We start from the raw sequence: 17,735 nt of genomic DNA, 5'->3' as shown, positions 1-17,735 counted from the left end.
GGCTCGTCTGGTGACTACTGAAAACACCTCACCGGCACGTTCCCGGACAGCCATCGACGCCGTAGCTGACGCCTACACCGAAACGCTCCTGGCGTTGAACCCGAGCCTGGCCACCACCCTCGGCATTCCGGGTCACGAAAGCGAATACCAGGACTTCTCGCCTGCCGGCACCGCGGCCTTCGCCGCCGCTGCCCGCGACACCCTGGACAAGCTCTCCGGCCTGGAGCCCGCCGACGCGTCCGACGTCATCACCCTCGATGCGATGCGGGAGCGCCTGGGCCTGCAGCTTGAGTTCCACGAATCCGGCTGGGATGCCGCGGAGCTGAACAACATCGCCTCCCCCGCACAGGACATCCGCGCCGTCTTCGACCTGATGCCCACCGCCACGCCGCAGGACTGGGAGCACATCGCCGGCCGCGCCGCCAACGTGCCCGGCGCCATCGAGGGCTACATCGCCTCCCTGCGCTCGGCAAAGGACGCAGGAAAGGTCGCCGCTGCCCGCCAGGTGCGGATCGTCATCGAACAGACCAGCAAGTACGCCGCCGAAGACGGATACTTCGCCAAGCTCGCCGCGGACGCGGCGATCGATGGCAAACCGCTCCCTGCGGAACTGCAGGAAAAGCTCGACGCCGGTGCCGCCGTCGCGCGTTCGGCTTACGCAGGCCTGGCCGCCTTCCTCGAAGCGGAACTGCTGCCGCTCGCCCCCGAAAAGGACGCAGTGGGCCGGGAACGCTACGCGCTGGCCTCCCGGACCTTCCTGGGCGCCACAGTGGACCTCGAGGAGACGTACGCCTGGGGCGTGCAGGAACTGCAGCGGCTCATCGCCGAGCAGGAGCGGGTGGCCGGGCAGATCAAGCCCGGCGCCAGCATCGAGGAAGCCAAGGAGATCCTGAACAATGATCCCGCCCGGCAGATCAAGGGCACCGATGCCCTCCAGGCGTGGATGCAGGAACTTTCGGACCGTGCCGTGGCCGAGCTCGCCGACGTCCACTTCGACATCCCGGACGTCATGAAGACCCTTGAGTGCAAAATCGCCCCCACCGACGAGGGCGGCATCTACTACACCGGGCCGGCGGACGATTTCTCGCGCCCGGGCCGCATGTGGTGGTCCGTGCCGGCCGGCGAAGACACCTTCACTACCTGGGCGGAGACGACGACGGTCTTCCACGAAGGCGTGCCGGGCCACCACCTGCAGGTGGCCACCGCCGTCTACCGCCGCGAGCTGCTGAACGACTGGCGCCGCAACATCTGCTGGGTGTCCGGCCATGGCGAGGGCTGGGCCCTGTATGCCGAAAAGCTGATGCTGGAGCTGGGCTACTTGAAGGATCCTGGCGACCACATGGGCATGCTGGATATGCAGCGCATGCGGGCCGCCCGCGTGGTCTTCGACATCGGCGTGCACCTCGAACTCGAGATCCCCGAGGCCTGGGGCAGCGGCACCTGGACGCCGGACAAGGGCTATGACTTCCTGCGTGCCAACCTGCCCATCAGCGAGGGCCAGCTCAAGTTCGAGTTCACCCGCTACCTTGGCTGGCCGGGCCAGGCACCTTCCTACAAGGTGGGCCAGCGGCTCTGGGAGGAGATCCGCGCGGAGCTGGAAAAGCGGCAGGGCTTCGAGCTCAAGGCCTTCCACAGCGACGCCCTGAACGTCGGATCCGTAGGCCTGGACACGCTCCGCCGGGCGCTCCTCGGCTGAGACATATGCCACAGCGGCGCATGGAATAACTTGAAACTTCATTGATTTGGCGGCCGCCGCTGGTATCCCAGTGACGGCCGCCACGTCATGTTCCCCGTCATATTTCTCAACGTGCACTCGCTCTGGTATTCCAACTGCCTCTAGGTTGTTCCGGTGAGCAAAACATCCAACCTTTCGCCCTCCGCCGGAAAGACCGCGACCAGGCTCCCGAAGTGGGCCATGTCCTTCGGCGTGCAGATCATCGCCGCCCTCGTCATCGGTCTGGTCCTCGGCCTCGTCGCCAAGTACACCGGCAGCACCAAGACGGCCCCCAACGGCCTCGGCGCCACCCTGCAGACCATCGGTTCGAGCTACGTCTCGCTGCTGCAGACGGCCGTCGTGCCGCTGATCTTCACCGCCGTCGTCAGCTCGATCGCCAACCTCCGCCAGGTCTCAAACGCGGCGAAGCTCGCCTGGAACACCCTGCTGTGGTTCGCCATCACCTCCCTGATTGCGGTGCTGATCGGCATCGGCCTGGGCGTGCTGTTCCAGCCAGGCTCGGGCACCGGCATCAACAGCCAGGGCGAAGCCCCGGGCAAGGTCGGCAGTTGGTGGGCTTTCCTCACGGGCCTGTTTCCGAAGAACTTCCTGGGCCTCGGCGCGAGCACGACCCTTGCCGATGACGCCGCCACCACCGCGGTGAACTTCAATGTGCTGCAGATCCTGGTGATCGCGATCGCCGTCGGCGTAGCCGCCCTCAAGGTGGGCAAGCAGGCCGAGCCTTTCCTGAACTTCAACGCCTCCGCGCTGGCCGTGATCCAGAAGGTCCTCTGGTGGATCATCCGGATCGCCCCCCTGGGCACCATCGGCCTGATCGGCAACGCCGTGGCCATCTACGGCTGGGACACCATCGGGTCCCTCGGCAAGTTCACCGTGGCCATCTATGTGGGACTGGCCCTGGTGCTGTTTGCCGTCTACCCCGTACTGGTCCGCAGCCACGGTCTGTCCGTGAAGCAGTACTTCTCCGGCGTGTGGCCGGCCGTGCAGCTGGCCTTCGTCTCCCGGTCTTCGATCGGCACCCTGCCGCTCACGCAGCGTGTCACCGAACGGAACCTCGGCGTGCCAAGTGGTTACGCCTCCTTCGCTCTGCCGCTGGGCGCCACTACCAAGATGGACGGCTGCGCCGCGATCTACCCGGCAGTTGCCGCAATCTTCGTGGCCCAGTTCTTCGGAATCAACCTGGACTTCAGCCAGTACCTGCTCATCGCCCTCGTTTCGGTCCTGGGCTCCGCCGCCACGGCGGGCACCACGGGCGCCGTGGTGATGCTGACCCTGACGCTGTCCACCCTGGGCCTGCCGCTGGCCGGCGTCGGACTTCTCCTCTCGATCGATCCGATCCTGGACATGGGCCGCACCGCGGTCAACGTCGCAGGACAGGCGCTCGTGCCCACGATCGTGGCCAAGCGCCAGGGCATCCTGGACGAGGTACTGTACAACGCACCGCGCACGGGTACCGCGTTTGCCGACGAAGCTCCGGCACAGGACGCTGAGGCACCGGACCAGGCTTCCACGGAGGAACGCGAACTCGCCCGCGCCGCGTCCTAAACACACCGCCCATGGCACCCGCCCTGCTGATGAATCCCCGGGAATTTCCCGGGGATTCATCCGTTTAACCGGGCCTCCCGGTAGGCTCAGCGCATGCTGATTGTGACTTCAAACGAAATTCCAGGCCACCGGATCGACGCCGTGTTCGGTGAGGTCATGGGCCTCACCGTCCGGTCCCGGGACATTGGTTCACAGATGCTTGCGGGATTCCGGTCCCTGGGCGGCGGCGAACTCCCCGAGATGACCAAGGCCCTCTACGAAAGCCGCCAGGAAGTCATGGCCCGCATGGTCCACGAGGCACAGCAGCGCGGGGCCAACGCCATCGTGGCAATGCGCTTCGACACCTCGGAGATGGGCACCAACTGGACCGAGGTGTGCGCCTACGGCACGGCTGTTTTCGCCATCCCGCTCAAGGAAGGCGAACCCGGGGCGACCGGCCAGTCGATCTACCTGAGCAGCACCGCGGACCAGCAGGCGGGACCACAGCCGACCGCGCCGTGACGCCGACCCGGATTATTAACTTGCGCAGAGTGCAAAAATGCACTTAGTGTAAATATGTGCCTCCTACCGATACAGCCAAAGCAGCCTCCCGCCGTGAACTGAACAAGGTCGCCACACGCCGCGCCATCGCCGACGCCGCACTGGCCCTGCTGCGCAGCGTGGGCGCGGGCAATTTCACCGTGGAAGACATCGCGTCCGAGGCGGGCGTGTCTCGGCGGACCTTCTTCAACTATTTCACCGGCGTCGACGCCGCCCTGGCGTCGCTGGCGGACCGCTTCCTCGACAACGTCCTGGACGAATTCCGCCTCCGCCCCGCGGATGAACCCATTCTGGAATCCGCCCGTGTTGCATTGATGGAGCTGGCGGATCCGATGACGGCGGCTCCCATTGCCGAGCTCTTCAGTCTCACGAACTCCAGCCAGGCGCTGGGACGCTGCGAGCTCGAGGCCTGGGAGCACTGCACCGAACAAATCATCGCCGCAGCCCGGGAGCGACTTGGCGAAGGCGCCGACGAACTCCACCTGCGAGCCATGGCCGGCTCGATCATCGCCTGCGGCAAGGCCGCGATGGGCGTCTGGTTCGAAGAACGCGGCGCCGATCTTTCCCCGGAATCCCTGGCAGTCTTCCGCCAGCACCTCGTCACCGCCGTGGGCCTGCTGGCTTCCGGCTTCAATTCATCCGGCACCACCGCCTGACCGCCACCGCCTGACCACCCAGAACAGATCGGTTCCACTATGGCTACTTTGCTCTACCGTCTTGGCAAGTTCTCCTACCGCCACCGCTGGCTCGTGATCTCCTTGTGGCTGGCCGTCCTGGTGGCCGTTGGCGCCTCCGCCGCAGCCTTCCACGGCACCATGTCCAACAACTTCCAGATCCCGGGCACCGAGACGCAGCGGATGCTGGACAAGCTCAAGAAGGACCTGCCCGAGGCGGCCGGCGGCTCGGCCGGCATTGTCTTCGAGGCCAGCAGCGGCGGTTTCGACCAGGCCGGCAAGGACGCGGTCGCGGTCGCGCTGGACAAGCTGAAGAAGCTTCCCACCGTGCAGTCCACCGTCAACCCCTTCGACACGCAGGCCAAGCTCGACAAGGCGCCCGCCGCCGTCGAGCAGGGCGAAAAGCAGGCGGCCGCCGGAGAGGCCCGGCTTGAGCAGGCCCGGGCGCAGCTGACCGCCGGGGAGGCCCAGCTGAAGGCCGCCGAGCAGCAGATGGCAACTGCCGGACTGCCCGCAGCGGCGATCGACGCGCAGCTTGCGCCGCAGAAGGCCGAGCTCGCCGCGGGGCGGGCGAAGCTCGAAGCCGGCGAAAAGGAGGCCGCCGACGGGGCGGAAAAGCTCGCCCTGGCCAAACGGCAGCTTGAGGCTTCCCAAGGGATGCGCTTCGTCTCCGACGACGGCAAGGCCGCGATCGCCCAGGTCCAGTTCAAGACGTCCATCAATGCCCTGACACCGGCGGAACGCCAGCGGGTCCAGGACATTGTCCACGGTGTTTCGTCCGCCGGCGTGACGGCCCTGGCCAGCAAGGAAATCACCGAGGACGTCTCCCAGATCTTCGGTGTCGCCGAGATCGTCGGCATCGCGGTCGCCGCACTGGCGCTGATCGTGATGCTCGGGACCCTGATCGCCGCCGGCCTTCCCCTGCTCATGGCCGTTGTGGGCGTCGCGGTGGGCGTGGGCGGGACCTTCGCGCTGACCGGTGTCATCGACATGAGCTCCATCTCCCCTATGCTTGCCCTCATGCTCGGCCTGGCCGTGGGCATCGACTACTCCCTCTTCATCGTCAACCGGCACCGCGGCCAGATGCTCGCTGGGATGGACCCGGAGGAATCCGCGGCCCTCGCCACCGGCACCTCCGGCAACGCCGTGCTGTTCGCCGGCCTCACCGTGGTCATCGCCCTGGCCGCCTTGGTGGTCCCCGGCCTGCCCTTCCTTGCCGTGATGGGCCTCTCCGCCGCCGCGACAGTGGCGGTTGCCGTCGTCGTTTCGCTCACCCTGACCCCGGCGGTGCTGTCCCTGATCGGCCGCCGGCTGATCTCCAAGCGGGCGTGGGCGAAAGCCGCGCAACACAACGCGGAACCGGGCCACGAGGCCGCGGACCGGGCCGCGGACACGCGCAAGAGCAACCGCGGCTGGGGCGCCCTGGTGACCCGACACCCGCTGTGGTCCCTCCTCGCCGGCGTCGTGCTGCTCGGTGTCCTGGCGCTGCCGGCCTCACAGCTGCGGCTGGCACTGCCCGACGGCGGCTCCGAACCTGTCGACTCACAGGCCTTCAAGGCCTACGACCTCACCCGCAAGAGCTTCGGCGAGGGCGTCACCGGACCGATCGTGGTGGTGGGCGAACTCCCCGCCGGGCTCAGCGACAGCGAAGCGGTCAACAAGCAGCTGGACGTCGCCGGGGACCTGCGGAGCGTGGACAAAGTGGTCGCCGCCGTGCCGGTCGCCCTGAGCCCGGCCACGGGAAGCGACGGCCACCGCACCGCGGTGTTCCAGGTGATCCCGCAGGACGGCCCTGCCAGCGAAAGCACCGTCCAGGTGGTCTCCGAACTCCGGGCCAAGGGCAGCGACATCGCCGCCGCAACCGGCGTCACCATCGGCCTGACGGGCCAGACGGCCGGAAACGTGGACGTCTCCGAAAAACTCGGCGCCGCGCTGCCGCCCTACTTGGCGATCGTCGTCGGGCTATCAGTGATCCTGCTGCTATTGGTGTTCCGTTCGGTCGTGGTCCCGCTGCTGGCCACTGGCGGCTTCCTGCTCTCGCTCGCCGCGGCGTTCGGCGCCGTGGTGGCCGTCTACCAGTGGGGCTGGCTGGGTGGCGTGTTCGACGTCGCCAACCCCGGCGCGGTACTGAGCTTCCTGCCGATCATCCTGATCGGTGTGCTGTTCGGCCTGGCGATGGACTACCAGGTCTTCATCACCTCCGGCATGCGGGAATCGTTCATGCACGGCGAGAGCGCCAAGCCTGCCGTGCGCAGTGGCTTCAGCCACGCCGCCGCCGTGGTCACGGCCGCCGCGATCATCATGGTGAGCGTGTTCGCCGGCTTCATCTTCTCCCACCTGACCATGGTCCGGCCGCTCGGTTTCGCGATGGCGTTCGGCGTGCTGGTGGACGCGTTCGTGGTCCGCATGACGATCCTGCCCGCAGCCATGTACCTACTGGGCGAGAAGGCCTGGTGGCTGCCGCGCTGGCTGGACCGGATCCTGCCGGACGTCGACGTCGAAGGCGCCTCCCTTGAGAGGACGGGCGTCCGGGAAAGCTCGGCAGCCGCGGACACCGGCGACGCGAGGGAACTGGTGCCCTGAGCAGCCCTCGACGCGAACTGCCCTCGACGCGCTGCCGGATCAGGAGGAGGATTAAAGGGCAGTCACCAGAAGGAGGTCTGTGATGTGCTACGGCTACAGCAAGGATTTCCGTTGGGACACCAAGAAAGATGCCTCACGGGAGACCGAGGAGCACAAGGAACCACATGTTGACGCGAAGGGCACGTTCTGGGCCTTCCCGCGCCGGCGCCGCGATTTCTCCACCCCGCGGGAACCGGTCATCGACCGCACGCGCGAGAGGGTTTAGCCCCTGGAATGGAAGGAACGTCCGGTCCGGACGTTCCTTCCATTTGCTTTCCGCCAGCGCATACCGGCAGCGGATACCCTTGAACGCGTGACCCGACTTATCCTGGCCTCCCAGTCCCCCGCCCGCACCAAGCTCCTCACGGAAGCCGGCATCCGGCACGAGGTCCTCGTATCCGACGTCGACGAGGACGCCGTCCAGGCGCGCTACGGGGTCACCGACCCGCACGATACCGCCCTGCTGCTGGCGCGCGCCAAGGCCGAGGCCGTCGCGGCACTGCCCGAGGCCGAAGGCGCCCTGGTGATCGGCTGCGATTCGGTGTTCGAGTTCGACGGGGAGGCGCACGGCAAGCCGTACACCGCCGAGGTCGCCAAGGAACGCATGCTGCGCATGAGCGGCTCCTCGGGCGTGCTGCACACCGGGCACTGGCTGGTGGACTGCCGCGAAACAGCCGCCGACGTCGAGGACGGCGAAAGCGCCGACGGAACGGGGGCGACCCTCGGCGCCGTTTCCAGCGCCGAAGTGCATTTCACCCCGATGAGCGAGGCGGAGGTGGACGCCTACATCGCCACGGGCGAGCCGCTGCATTGCGCCGGCTCCTTCACCATCGACGGACTGGGCGGGGCGTTCATCCGCAAGGTCGACGGCGACCCGCATGCCGTCGTCGGGCTGTCCGTCTCCACCCTGCGCGAACTGCTCGGCCAGGCACAGGTGGGCATCACCGAGCTGTGGGCAAGCGACGGAGACTCCCCCGGTTTGTAGCAACCCTACAAACAGGAGGCGCCGCACGCACGGATTCCCCCATCAATATGGGCGGAACCCTCACAATCACGCTAGTCTCCTTTGAGGACAGAAGGAGTCAAGTTGACAGCACAGCCGGCGCAGCCCGTTTCCAGCTCGATCACCAAGGTACTGGTGGCCAACCGCGGTGAGATCGCGGTCCGCATTATCCGTGCAGCCCGGGACGAAGGCCTCGCCTCCGTTGCTGTCTACGCCGACCCCGACCGGGACGCCCTGCACGTCCGGCTGGCAGACGAGGCCTACGCCCTGGGTGGCAACACTGCCGCCGAGTCGTACCTCGTCATTGACAAGCTGATCGACGTCGCCAAGCAGTCCGGCGCCGACGCCATTCATCCCGGCTACGGCTTCCTGGCCGAGAACGCCGAATTTGCAGCGCGCGTGATCGAGGAGGGCCTCACCTGGATCGGCCCCTCCCCCGAGGCGATCGACGCCCTTGGCGACAAGGCGAAGGCCAAGCACATCGCCCTGGCCGCGGGCGCCCCCCTGGCCCCCGGCCTCAAGGACCCCGTCAAGGACGCCGACGAGATCGTCGCCTTCGCCCAGGAATACGGCCTCCCGGTGGCCATCAAGGCCGTCTACGGTGGCGGTGGCCGCGGGCTCAAGGTCGCCCGCACGCTGGAAGAGATTCCCGAGCTCTACGAATCAGCGGTCCGCGAGGCATTGGCCGCCTTCGGACGCGGCGAGTGCCTGGTGGAGAAGTTCCTGGACTCCCCGCGGCACGTCGAAACCCAGTGCCTGGCAGACGCACACGGCAATGTCGTGGTCGTCTCCACCCGTGACTGTTCCCTGCAGCGCCGCAACCAGAAGCTCGTGGAAGAAGCCCCGGCACCGTTCCTCTCCGAGGAGCAGAACCGCCGCCTGTACGAATCTTCGAAGGCCATCCTGAAGGAGGCCGGCTACCTCGGCGCGGGCACCTGCGAGTTCCTGGTGGGCCAGGACGGCACCATCAGCTTCCTCGAAGTCAACACCCGCCTGCAGGTGGAGCACTGTGTATCCGAGGAAGTCACCGGGATCGACCTGGTCCGCGAGCAGTTCCGCCTGGCCCGTGGCGAAGAGCTCGGCTACGGCGACCCGGAAGTCCGCGGCCACTCCTTCGAGTTCCGCATCAACGGCGAGGACGCGGGCCGTAACTTCATGCCCGCCCCCGGCACGGTGGAAACCCTCACCTTCCCCACCGGCCCCGGCGTCCGCGTGGACTCCGGCATCCAGGCCGGCGAGGTGATCAGCGGCAACTTCGACTCCATGCTGGCCAAGCTGATCGTCACCGGTTCCAGCCGGAAGCAGGCCCTTGAGCGCTCCCGCCGCGCCCTGGCCGAGCTTGAGATTACGGGCATGCCCACCGTTACGCCCTTCCATAGTGCAGTGGTCTCCGACCCCGCCTTCGCTCCCGAGGAGGGCCCGTTCTCGGTCCACACCCGCTGGATCGAAACCGAGTTCGTCAACGACATCCCCGCTTGGTCCGGTGCGGGTGCCTCCGCCGAAGCCCCCGACGCCGGTGAGCGCCAGCGCTTCGTCGTCGAGGTGGGCGGCAAGCGCCTTGAGGTCGCCCTCCCGGCAGGGCTCGGGGCCGTGTCCGTGAACGGCGCCTCAGCGAAGGCGGGCAAGTCCAAGAAGCGTGCCCGCGGCGCAGGAGCGTCCGCGGCGGCCACCGGCGGAAACGCGCTGACCTCCCCGATGCAGGGAACCATCGTCAAGGTGGCCGTGGCCGACGGCGACGTGGTGGCCGAAGGCGACCTGATCGTGGTGCTCGAAGCCATGAAGATGGAGCAGCCGCTCACCGCCCACCGCGCCGGCACCATCCACGGCCTGGTTTCCATGGCCGGCGAGACCGTGTCCGCCGGAGCGGTCATCGCCACAATCGAAGACTAGTTCGCGAGGGCCCGATCTGAGCGAAGCGAAGGTTGGGGCGAAGCGAAGGTTGGGAGCGAACTAATCGCTAGTTCGCGATGGCTTAGCGAGGGCACCCTCCGGGGCTAGCATCGTGCCATGAGGGCGCTGTACAACTCCTGGTACCGTTTCGGCACACCGCCGTGGGTCGGCGAAGCCCGGCAGGACCTGGTTGCCCTCGTGAGCGACGGGACCCTGGCCCCCTGCCGGGCCATCGATCTCGGCTGCGGCGAAGGGGACAACGCGGTGTTTCTGGCGCGTCGCGGCTTCGATGTGACCGCCGTGGACTTCGCGCCGGCGGCGATCGGCAAGGCACGGGCGAAGGCCCGTGCCGCCGGCGTGGACGTCCGGTTCCTTGTTGACGACCTCACCGATCTGCGGCACGTCAGCGGCCCCTTTGGGCTGCTGGTGGACTACGGAACATTCGACGACCTGTCCGAAGCACAGCGCCGGCTCTACCTGCGCAACGTCGTTCCCCTGGCAGCGCCCGGGGCAAAGTTCCTGCTTTGGACCTTCGAATGGGAGCTCACGAGGTGGGAAAAGGCAGCCGTGAAGCTCCTGCCGTTTGGCGGTATCGCCCTGGAACCGGGGTATGTTGAGGCCACGTTTTCACGGGACTTCGCCATTGAGCGGGTGGCCGGCGAATCCGGCCTCAAGGGCTGGCCCCGGGGCTGGGCCGCCTACCTGATGACGCGCCGCGCCTGAGCCGCGAACCTCCACGACGCAAAACGGCCCCGCACCACGATGGTGCGGGGCCGTTCGTCGTTGGAAGACCTGTCAGGCGATGTTGTCTTCGAACTCGCGGTCCTTGGTCTCCTTGGTCATCGCCAAGGCAATCAGTGTGCCGACTGCGGCGATGGCCAAGTAGATGCCGACCCACACTGTGCTGCCCTTGCCCGCCTGCCACAAGGCGATGGCCACGAAGGAGGCGGGAGCCGCGCCGATCACCGAAGACAGGTTGTAGGCCACGGCCGAACCGGTGTAGCGCACGTTCGCGGGGAACAGCTCGGGCAAGATGGCTGCCATGGGGCCGAAGGTCAGGCCCATGAGGGTGAATCCGACAATGAGGCCCACCAGCGCCGCACCCTTGCCCGGGCCGAACATCAGGCCCCAGGTCAGGCCGAAGGCCAGGATGCCCAGGGTGACCCAGATAAGGAACTTGCGGCGGCCGTACTTCTCGGCCAAGGGTCCGGAGACCACGGTGAAGATTCCGAAGAACACGACGCCCAGGATCAGCATCCAAAGGAACTCGCTGCGTTCGATGCCCAGGCCCGGCACGAAGGCGGCTTCGTTGAAGGTCTTCCCGGCCTTCACGGCGGCGGCGCGGGCTACTTCGGCGCTGGCCGGGGCGGTGCCGTAGGTGAGGGTGAAGCTGGTGGTCAGGTAGAAGAGCACATAGGTGGCGAGCATGATGAAGGTGCCGGCGATGACCGCGCGCCAGTGGTACTTGAACGTGGCAGCCAACGGAACCTTGGCTACCTGCTCCGATTCGATGACCTTCTGGAACGAGCTGCTCTCGACGAGCTTGAGGCGTACGTACAGGCCGATTGCCACCATCACGATGCTGGCAAGGAACGGGATGCGCCAGCCGAAGTCCATGAACTGCTTGTCGTCCAGGTAGAGGTCAAGGACAACGAAAAGCACGTTGGCGAGGATGAAGCCGATCGGCGCGCCCAGCTGCGGGAAGGTGCCCCAGACAGCCCTCTTGCCTTCGGGGGCATTTTCAGTGGCCAGCAGCGCGGCACCGGACCATTCACCGCCGAGCGCAAGGCCCTGGCAGAAGCGCAGCACCACGAGCAGGAGCGGGGCGAGCACAACCCAGCCCGCCGTCGTCGCCGGCGGAAGCAGCCCGATGAGGAAGGTGGCCAGGCCCATGGTGAGCAAGGACGCCACCAGGGTGCCCTTGCGTCCTAGGCGGTCGCCGAAGTGGCCGAACAGGATCGAGCCCACCGGGCGGGCGATGAACGCGACGCCGAAAATGGCGAAGGAGCTCAGGATGGCGTTGATGTCCGTGGCGTTGGGGAAGAACAGCTTGGGGAACACGAGGACCGACGCGGTGGCGTAGGCGTAGAAGTCGAAGAACTCGATCGTGGTGCCAATGAGGCTGGAGAAGATGACCCGGCCCCTGGTATTGGCCGGGGCCGACTCGCTTTCCTTGGGTTCAGCTATGGAAGACATTCACCGTTGCTTTCGTTCGCACCGGTCCGGCGCCTGCGGCCTGCCCGGCAAGTTTTATTGAGACTTCAATAATAGTTCCCGGTATCCAATAGATGGACATTTAGTCCATGATGCGGACGCCCGGAAGGGTCTCACACTCTGGTCATGGCCACACTAGCCCTCACGGTTTCTCACGCGGCTCCGACACCCTCGGATAGGCAAATGTCACAGCACGTTTACACACCGCGCCGGTCGCCGAAACGAGCCCTCCCTACCTTGGAAGTACCCAGTCCCCCCAAGGAGGCATCCCGTGACAGTAGAACAAAGCGCACAGACCCAAGGCAACGAGGCCACCAAACTTGCAGTACCCGTCCTTGAACATCGCCCCGGCCGCTGGATCGCCAACTGGGATGCCGAGAACAAGGGACAGTGGGAGGCCGAAGGCCGTTCCATCGCCAAGCGCAACCTGTACTGGTCCATCTTCGCCGAGTTCCTCGGCTTCGTGGTCTGGCAGCTCTGGTCCATCGTGGTGGTCCAGCTCCCCGGCGCAGGATTCAAGCTCAGCACCTCGGAGATCTTCTGGCTCATCTCGATGCCGAGCCTGGTCGGCGCGACCCTGCGCATCCCGTACACCTTCATGGTTCCGAGGTTCGGCGGCCGCAACTGGACCATCATCTCGGCTCTGCTCCTGCTGATCCCCTCCATCGGCCTGGCGATGTGCGTTTCCAACCCGCACACGCCGTTCGGTGTGATGCTGCTGGTTGCCGCGCTCGCCGGCTTCGGTGGCGGTAACTTCGCCAGCTCCATGGCTAACATCACCTTCTTCTACCCGGCCCGCGAAAAGGGCTGGGCGCTGGGCCTGAACGCCGCCGGCGGAAACATGGGTGCCGCCGTCGCGCAGCTTGTGGTCCCGATCGCAGTGACGCTGCTCGCCGTTGGTACCGCGAACCTGCCGGTCGCCGGCCTGATCTGGGTGCCGTTCATCCTGCTGGCCGCTTTCGGTGCCTGGAAGTACATGAACAACCTCACCAGCGCCAAGGGTGATGTGGCCGGTTCCATCGCCGCCCTCAAGGAACCGCACCTGTGGATCATGGCCTTCCTGTACATCGGCACCTTCGGTTCGTTCATCGGCTTTGCCGGTGTCTTCCCGAAGCTCATCAAGGACTACTTCCCGGACTTCTCCGCCATCCACCTCGGTGCCGTTGCCCTCTCCCTGGCCTTCCTCGGCCCACTGGTCGGATCCCTGGCACGTCCCTACGGTGGACGCATGGCTGACCGCCGTGGCGGTGCCCGGATGACCGTTGCCTCCTTCACTGCCATGGCCGTCATCACCCTGACCATGATCTGGACCCTGCCGCTGAAGAACTTCTGGCTCTTCCTGGTGCTGTTCCTGTTCCTCTTCGTTGCCAGCGGCTTCGGAAACGGCGCAACCTACCGCATGATCCCGGTCATCTTCGCCACCTCCAGCCGCGCAGCCCGCAACGGCGCCTCACCGGCGGCCACCCAGCGCCTTGCGTCCTCCTCCCTCGGCCTGATCTCCGCGATCGGCGCCTACGGCGGCTTCGTGATCCCGCAGGTGCTGAATGCTTCGAACACCGCCTCCGGTTCCTACACCCCGGCCTTCTACGGCTTCGTCGCGGCCTACGTGGTCATGCTCGCCGTCTGCTGGAGCTTCTACCTCCGCAAGGCAAAGAACACCTCGATCGGACACATCTAACATGCCCTCCGGTACCGCCACCCACTGCCCGTACTGCGCTCTCCAATGCGCCATGACCCTGTCCCCGGCCGCCGTGCCGGGGGCGGGGTCCCCGGCCGCGGGCGTTCCGACGCCGGACAGCGCTGGCGCAGCCGCCACTCCCCTGCTTGAGGTGGCCGGCCGCGAGTTCCCCACCAACCGGGGCGGGCTGTGCCGCAAAGGCTGGACCTCTGCGTCACTTCTGGGTCATGCGGGCCGGATCACCGAGCCGCTGCTCAAAGGCTCCGACGGCGTTCACCGGCCGGTCAGCTGGGACCAGGCCCTGATGCTCGTCACCGCCGCGGTCAAGGACAGCTGGGCACGCCACGGGCACGACTCCGTGGGCGTGTTCGGCAGCGGCGGCCTCACCAACGAGAAGGCTTATCAACTGGGGAAGTTCGCCCGCCTGGCGCTGCGCACTTCCCGCATCGACTACAACGGCCGGTTCTGCATGTCCTCTGCCGCCGCGGCCGGAAACCGGGCCTTCGGCGTCGACCGCGGCCTCCCCTTCCCCGTGGAAGACCTCGACTCCGCCTCCGTGATCCTGCTGCTGGGTTCGAACGTGGCCGAAACGATGCCGCCGTTCGTCCAGCACCTGCAAGGTGCACGGGACGCCGGCGGGCTGATCGTGGTGGACCCGCGCCGCTCCGCCACTGCGGCGTTCACCGGCAACGGCGGCGGGATCCACCTGCAGCCCCTCCCCGGCACGGACCTGGCGCTCATCCTGGGCATCTCCCACGTGGTGGTCCACGAGGGGCTCGCCGACGCCGCGTTCCTCGAGGAACGCACCAACGGCCACAAGGCCGTGCTGCGCAGCCTCACCGCGTTCTGGCCCGAGCGCGTGCAGTCCATCACCGGCGTCCCGGCGACCCTGATCCGCGAAACTGCGCGCCGGCTGGCCAGGAGCGCCCGCCTCGCCAAGGACGAGGGCCGCGGTGGCTGCTACATCCTCAGCGGCCGCGGGGTCGAACAGCACGTGGACGGCACCGACACCGCCACCGCCGCGATCAACCTCAGCCTCCTGCTGGGCCTGCCCGGCGCCGCACGCAGCGGCTACGGTACCCTCACCGGGCAGGGCAACGGCCAGGGCGGCCGCGAGCACGGCCAGAAGGCCGACCAGCTTCCGGGCTACCGGAAGATCACCGACCCCGCGGCCCGCGCCCACATGGCGAAGGTCTGGGGCGTGGACGAGGCCCTGATACCCGGCGCCGGGCTGCCCGCCGTCGCATTCCTGAAGTCCCTGGGCCAGCCCGACGGCGTCCGCTGCCTTTTCGTGCACGGCGCCAATGTGGCGGTGTCCGCCCCGGACGCCGGTGCCGTGATCGAGGGACTGCGCAGCCTGGACTTCCTGGTGGTCTGCGACTTCTTCATGTCCGAGACCGCCGCCGAAGCGGACCTGGTGCTTCCCGTGGCCCAGTGGGCCGAAGAGGAAGGCACCATGACCAACCTCGAAGGCCGGGTCATCCGGCGCCGCCGGGCCCTGACCCCGCCCCCGGGTGTCCGGACCGAGCTGTGGCTGATGTCGCGGCTCGCCGAACTGCTCGATGCCCCCTCCACCTTCAGCGACGACCCCCGCACTGTTTTCGAGGAGCTGCGCCTTGCCTCCGCCGGCGGGCTGGCGGACTACTCGGGCATCGACTACGACATGCTGGACGCCGGCGAGGCCGCCTACTGGCCCTACCCCGTTGGCAGCACGGGCACCCCGCGGCTCTTCGCAGACGGGTTCGCGCACGCCGACGGCCGCGCCGCCATGGTCGCCGTCACCCCCTCCAAGCGCGCCCAGCGCAACTTCGCAAGCGCCTCCGAGCCGGACTCCCTGGCCCTGGCCACCGGCCGCCTCCTGGAGCACTACCAGTCCGGGGCACAGACCCGCCGGGTGGCCGAACTCTCGACCTCCCAGCCGGAAGCACGCCTTCAGCTGCACCCGGAGACGGCGGCCCGCCGGGGCATCGTAGACGGCGGGCTGGTGACCGTCAGCAACGAACGCGGCGAAGTCCGGGTCCGGGCCGAGGTGAGCACCGCGATCCGGCCTGACACCGTGTTCCTGCCCTTCCATTTCCCCGAAGCAGGCAGCGCCAACCGCCTCACCGAGGCGGCCACCGATCCCATCTCCGGCATGCCGGAATTCAAGACCAGCCGGGTGTGGGTGAAGGCCATAACGGCAGAACCCGCCCTGGCCGCAGCAGCTTTGTCGTCGCACCGCAGTCTGTCACTGCACCGCAAGGAGGAATCATGAGCGAGCGCATCGTCGTCGTCGGTTTCGGGCCCGTAGCAGCCCGCCTGGTGGAGGGTCTCCTCCCGGCGGTGCGCCGCGGCAGCGTAAGCCTGATGGTCCTCGGCCAGGAGGCCGAAGCGGCGTACAACCGTGTGATGGTTGCCGAGTTCGGCGTCGGCCGCAGCACCGCGGAAGCCCTCGCCATGGCCGATGCCGCCGAGCTCATTGCCGAAGGCGTGGACGTCCGTCTCGGCGTCACCGTCAAGCGGGTGGACCGCGCCCGGCAACGGCTGGTGCTCTCCGACGGCAGCACCGAAGGGTACGAACGCCTCGTCTTCGCCACCGGCGCGCGCCCGGTGATCCCCAACCTCACCGGCATCAACCCCGACCCCGCGCACCCCGTGCTGCCTGCCGGGGTCACCGCCCTGCGCGACTTGCGCGACGCCGAAATGCTGCGCCGGGCGGTGGCCTCCGGGCAGCGCGTGGTGGTGCTTGGCGGCGGCGTCCTCGGCCTGGAAACCGCCCTGGCCGCGGCCGAGGAAGGCGCCCGTACCACCGTGGTGCACAGCGGACCGCACCCCATGGGACGGAACATCGACCGCGGCGGCGGCGCAGTGCTGAACGCCGCACTGCGCTCGGCAGGCGTCTCCGTGGTCAGCAACGCGGTTTCCACCGCCGTCGAGCACAACGGCCCGGACGGCACCTTTTCCGCATTGCTGCTCGACGACGGCTCCCGCGTTGAGGGCGACCTCCTCCTGCTTTCCTGCGGCGTGCGCCCCCGGATCGAACTGGCCGAGGGTTGCGGCCTTCCCGTTGCCGCCGGCATCCTCGTCGACCACCGGCTGCGCACCCACCACGAACCGCACATGTTCGCCATCGGTGACTGCGCCGAAGTGCGCTGCGCGGACAAGTCCTGCCCCGACTGCAAAGGTGCCACGGCGCCGTCGGGCCTGGTCGGTCCGGGCTGGCGGCAGGCCGAATGGCTCGCCGCCTACCTGGAAACCCTCGCCGAGGACGGCCAACAGGCCGCGGACGGCCTGCCGTCGCTGGCGAAGGAACAGACCGGCGTCGTGGTCCTGAAGGCGCGTGGCATCAACCTGGCCGTCGCGGGCGACAACTCTGCCGAGCCGTGGGACGAGCTGCTGTGCCCCTCGCCGGACGGGCTGCCGCACCGCGAAGTAGCGCAGTGGGCGGATCCCGGCCACGGCCGCTACGTCAAGATGACCACCCGCGGCGGGGTGCTGCAGGGCCTGGTGTCCGTGGGAATGCCCCGCACCGCCGCCGAACTGGTGGTCCTGTTCGAACGTGGCTCCGAGCTTCCGGCGGACCGTTCGCTGCTGCTGCGCCTGGACGGGACGGACCAGCCCGCTGGCGCCAACAACGATCCCGCACGCACGGTCTGCCGTTGCGCGGGCGTCAGCGGCGCCGCGATCGAGGAGTCCGTGGCGTCCGGTTGCACCTCGGTCCCGGAGGTATCCAAGGCAACCCGGGCAGGCACCGGCTGCGGCGGCTGCCACGACGACATCAAGGCGGTCATCGAAAAACATTTCCAAGGGGCCGTAGCGGCGTAGGGCCCCTTTCCTTGCAGCCGTCCGGCGGAG

General features: G+C 67.6%; 13 protein-coding genes. 12 read left to right on the top strand and 1 reads right to left on the bottom strand.

The genetic code is table 11. From position 1 onward, the window contains the following. Nucleotides 1-10: 10 nt before the first annotated feature. The 9 genes from ACN9M4_RS06120 to ACN9M4_RS06080 all read left to right on the top strand — a co-directional run bounded on the left by ACN9M4_RS06120 (nucleotide 11) and on the right by ACN9M4_RS06080 (nucleotide 10,732). Nucleotides 11-1,696 carry a DUF885 domain-containing protein gene (locus tag ACN9M4_RS06120; protein ID WP_426302662.1) on the top strand — a complete coding sequence of 562 codons (1,686 nt, stop codon included), beginning with the start codon at nucleotides 11-13 and terminating at the stop codon, nucleotides 1,694-1,696. Between the two features lie 219 nt (nucleotides 1,697-1,915). Continuing rightward, nucleotides 1,916-3,280, top strand: coding sequence for a dicarboxylate/amino acid:cation symporter (locus tag ACN9M4_RS06115; protein ID WP_426303409.1), 1,365 nt, complete (start codon nucleotides 1,916-1,918; stop codon nucleotides 3,278-3,280). A 93-nt stretch (nucleotides 3,281-3,373) separates the two neighbouring features. After that, on the top strand, nucleotides 3,374-3,781 hold the full coding sequence (locus ACN9M4_RS06110; protein ID WP_426302661.1) for a YbjQ family protein: 408 nt from the start codon (nucleotides 3,374-3,376) through the stop codon (nucleotides 3,779-3,781). 56 nt (nucleotides 3,782-3,837) lie between these two features. Beyond that, a complete protein-coding gene (locus ACN9M4_RS06105) occupies nucleotides 3,838-4,476 on the top strand; it encodes a TetR/AcrR family transcriptional regulator (RefSeq protein WP_426302660.1) in 639 nt (212 codons plus the stop codon). Between the two features lie 39 nt (nucleotides 4,477-4,515). Then, entirely contained in the window at nucleotides 4,516-7,077 is a 2,562-nt protein-coding gene (locus ACN9M4_RS06100; RefSeq protein ID WP_426302659.1) for an MMPL family transporter, read from the top strand. 82 nt (nucleotides 7,078-7,159) lie between these two features. Further along, the gene (locus ACN9M4_RS06095; RefSeq protein ID WP_426302658.1) at nucleotides 7,160-7,342 is read left to right on the top strand and encodes a hypothetical protein; all 183 of its coding nucleotides are present in this window, start codon (nucleotides 7,160-7,162) and stop codon (nucleotides 7,340-7,342) included. 87 nt (nucleotides 7,343-7,429) lie between these two features. Further along, nucleotides 7,430-8,101 (top strand): Maf family protein, encoded by a 672-nt coding sequence (locus tag ACN9M4_RS06090; protein ID WP_426302657.1) that lies wholly within the window; start codon nucleotides 7,430-7,432, stop codon nucleotides 8,099-8,101. 102 nt (nucleotides 8,102-8,203) lie between these two features. Further along, entirely contained in the window at nucleotides 8,204-10,009 is a 1,806-nt protein-coding gene (locus tag ACN9M4_RS06085; RefSeq protein ID WP_426302656.1) for an acetyl/propionyl/methylcrotonyl-CoA carboxylase subunit alpha, read from the top strand. Nucleotides 10,010-10,126: 117 nt separating this feature from the next. Further along, nucleotides 10,127-10,732: a class I SAM-dependent methyltransferase gene (locus ACN9M4_RS06080; RefSeq protein WP_426302655.1), complete on the top strand. Its 606-nt coding sequence runs from the start codon at nucleotides 10,127-10,129 to the stop codon at nucleotides 10,730-10,732. Between the two features lie 72 nt (nucleotides 10,733-10,804). On the opposite strand, the gene ACN9M4_RS06075 is transcribed toward ACN9M4_RS06080, so the two are convergent. Continuing rightward, the gene (locus ACN9M4_RS06075; protein WP_426302654.1) at nucleotides 10,805-12,205 is read right to left on the bottom strand and encodes an MFS transporter; all 1,401 of its coding nucleotides are present in this window, start codon (nucleotides 12,203-12,205) and stop codon (nucleotides 10,805-10,807) included. A 289-nt stretch (nucleotides 12,206-12,494) separates the two neighbouring features. Between ACN9M4_RS06075 and ACN9M4_RS06070 the strand changes: the two genes are divergently transcribed. Genes ACN9M4_RS06070 through ACN9M4_RS06060 form a run of 3 tightly spaced genes read left to right on the top strand, consistent with a single transcriptional unit; the run spans nucleotide 12,495 to nucleotide 17,705 of the window. Next, on the top strand, nucleotides 12,495-13,901 hold the full coding sequence (locus ACN9M4_RS06070; RefSeq protein WP_426302653.1) for an MFS transporter: 1,407 nt from the start codon (nucleotides 12,495-12,497) through the stop codon (nucleotides 13,899-13,901). 1 nt (nucleotide 13,902) lies between these two features. Further along, complete coding sequence (locus ACN9M4_RS06065) at nucleotides 13,903-16,155, top strand: molybdopterin oxidoreductase family protein (protein WP_426302652.1); 2,253 nt, start codon at nucleotides 13,903-13,905, stop codon at nucleotides 16,153-16,155. Continuing rightward, on the top strand, nucleotides 16,152-17,705 hold the full coding sequence (locus ACN9M4_RS06060) for an FAD-dependent oxidoreductase (protein WP_426302651.1): 1,554 nt from the start codon (nucleotides 16,152-16,154) through the stop codon (nucleotides 17,703-17,705). Before ACN9M4_RS06065 ends, ACN9M4_RS06060 begins: the two co-directional genes overlap by 4 nt. Nucleotides 17,706-17,735 lie beyond the last annotated feature (30 nt).

This window comes from Arthrobacter sp. R-11 (assembly GCF_049913155.1).
Classification (GTDB): Bacteria; Actinomycetota; Actinomycetes; order Actinomycetales; family Micrococcaceae; genus Arthrobacter.
This window is presented reverse-complemented; position numbering and strand designations above follow the sequence as displayed.

What these genes read in the sequence shown, in the direction of transcription:
- ACN9M4_RS06115 (WP_426303409.1), top strand. Translation starts at nt 1,916, where the DNA reads ATGTCCTTCGGCGTGCAGATCATCGCCGCCCTCGTCATCGGTCTGGTC.
- ACN9M4_RS06110 (WP_426302661.1), top strand. Translation starts at nt 3,374, where the DNA reads ATGCTGATTGTGACTTCAAACGAAATTCCAGGCCACCGGATCGACGCC.
- ACN9M4_RS06100 (WP_426302659.1), top strand. Translation starts at nt 4,516, where the DNA reads ATGGCTACTTTGCTCTACCGTCTTGGCAAGTTCTCCTACCGCCACCGC.
- ACN9M4_RS06095 (WP_426302658.1), top strand. Translation starts at nt 7,160, where the DNA reads ATGTGCTACGGCTACAGCAAGGATTTCCGTTGGGACACCAAGAAAGAT.
- ACN9M4_RS06080 (WP_426302655.1), top strand. Translation starts at nt 10,127, where the DNA reads ATGAGGGCGCTGTACAACTCCTGGTACCGTTTCGGCACACCGCCGTGG.
- ACN9M4_RS06075 (WP_426302654.1), bottom strand. Translation starts at nt 12,205, where the DNA reads ATGTCTTCCATAGCTGAACCCAAGGAAAGCGAGTCGGCCCCGGCCAAT.
- ACN9M4_RS06065 (WP_426302652.1), top strand. Translation starts at nt 13,903, where the DNA reads ATGCCCTCCGGTACCGCCACCCACTGCCCGTACTGCGCTCTCCAATGC.
- ACN9M4_RS06060 (WP_426302651.1), top strand. Translation starts at nt 16,152, where the DNA reads ATGAGCGAGCGCATCGTCGTCGTCGGTTTCGGGCCCGTAGCAGCCCGC.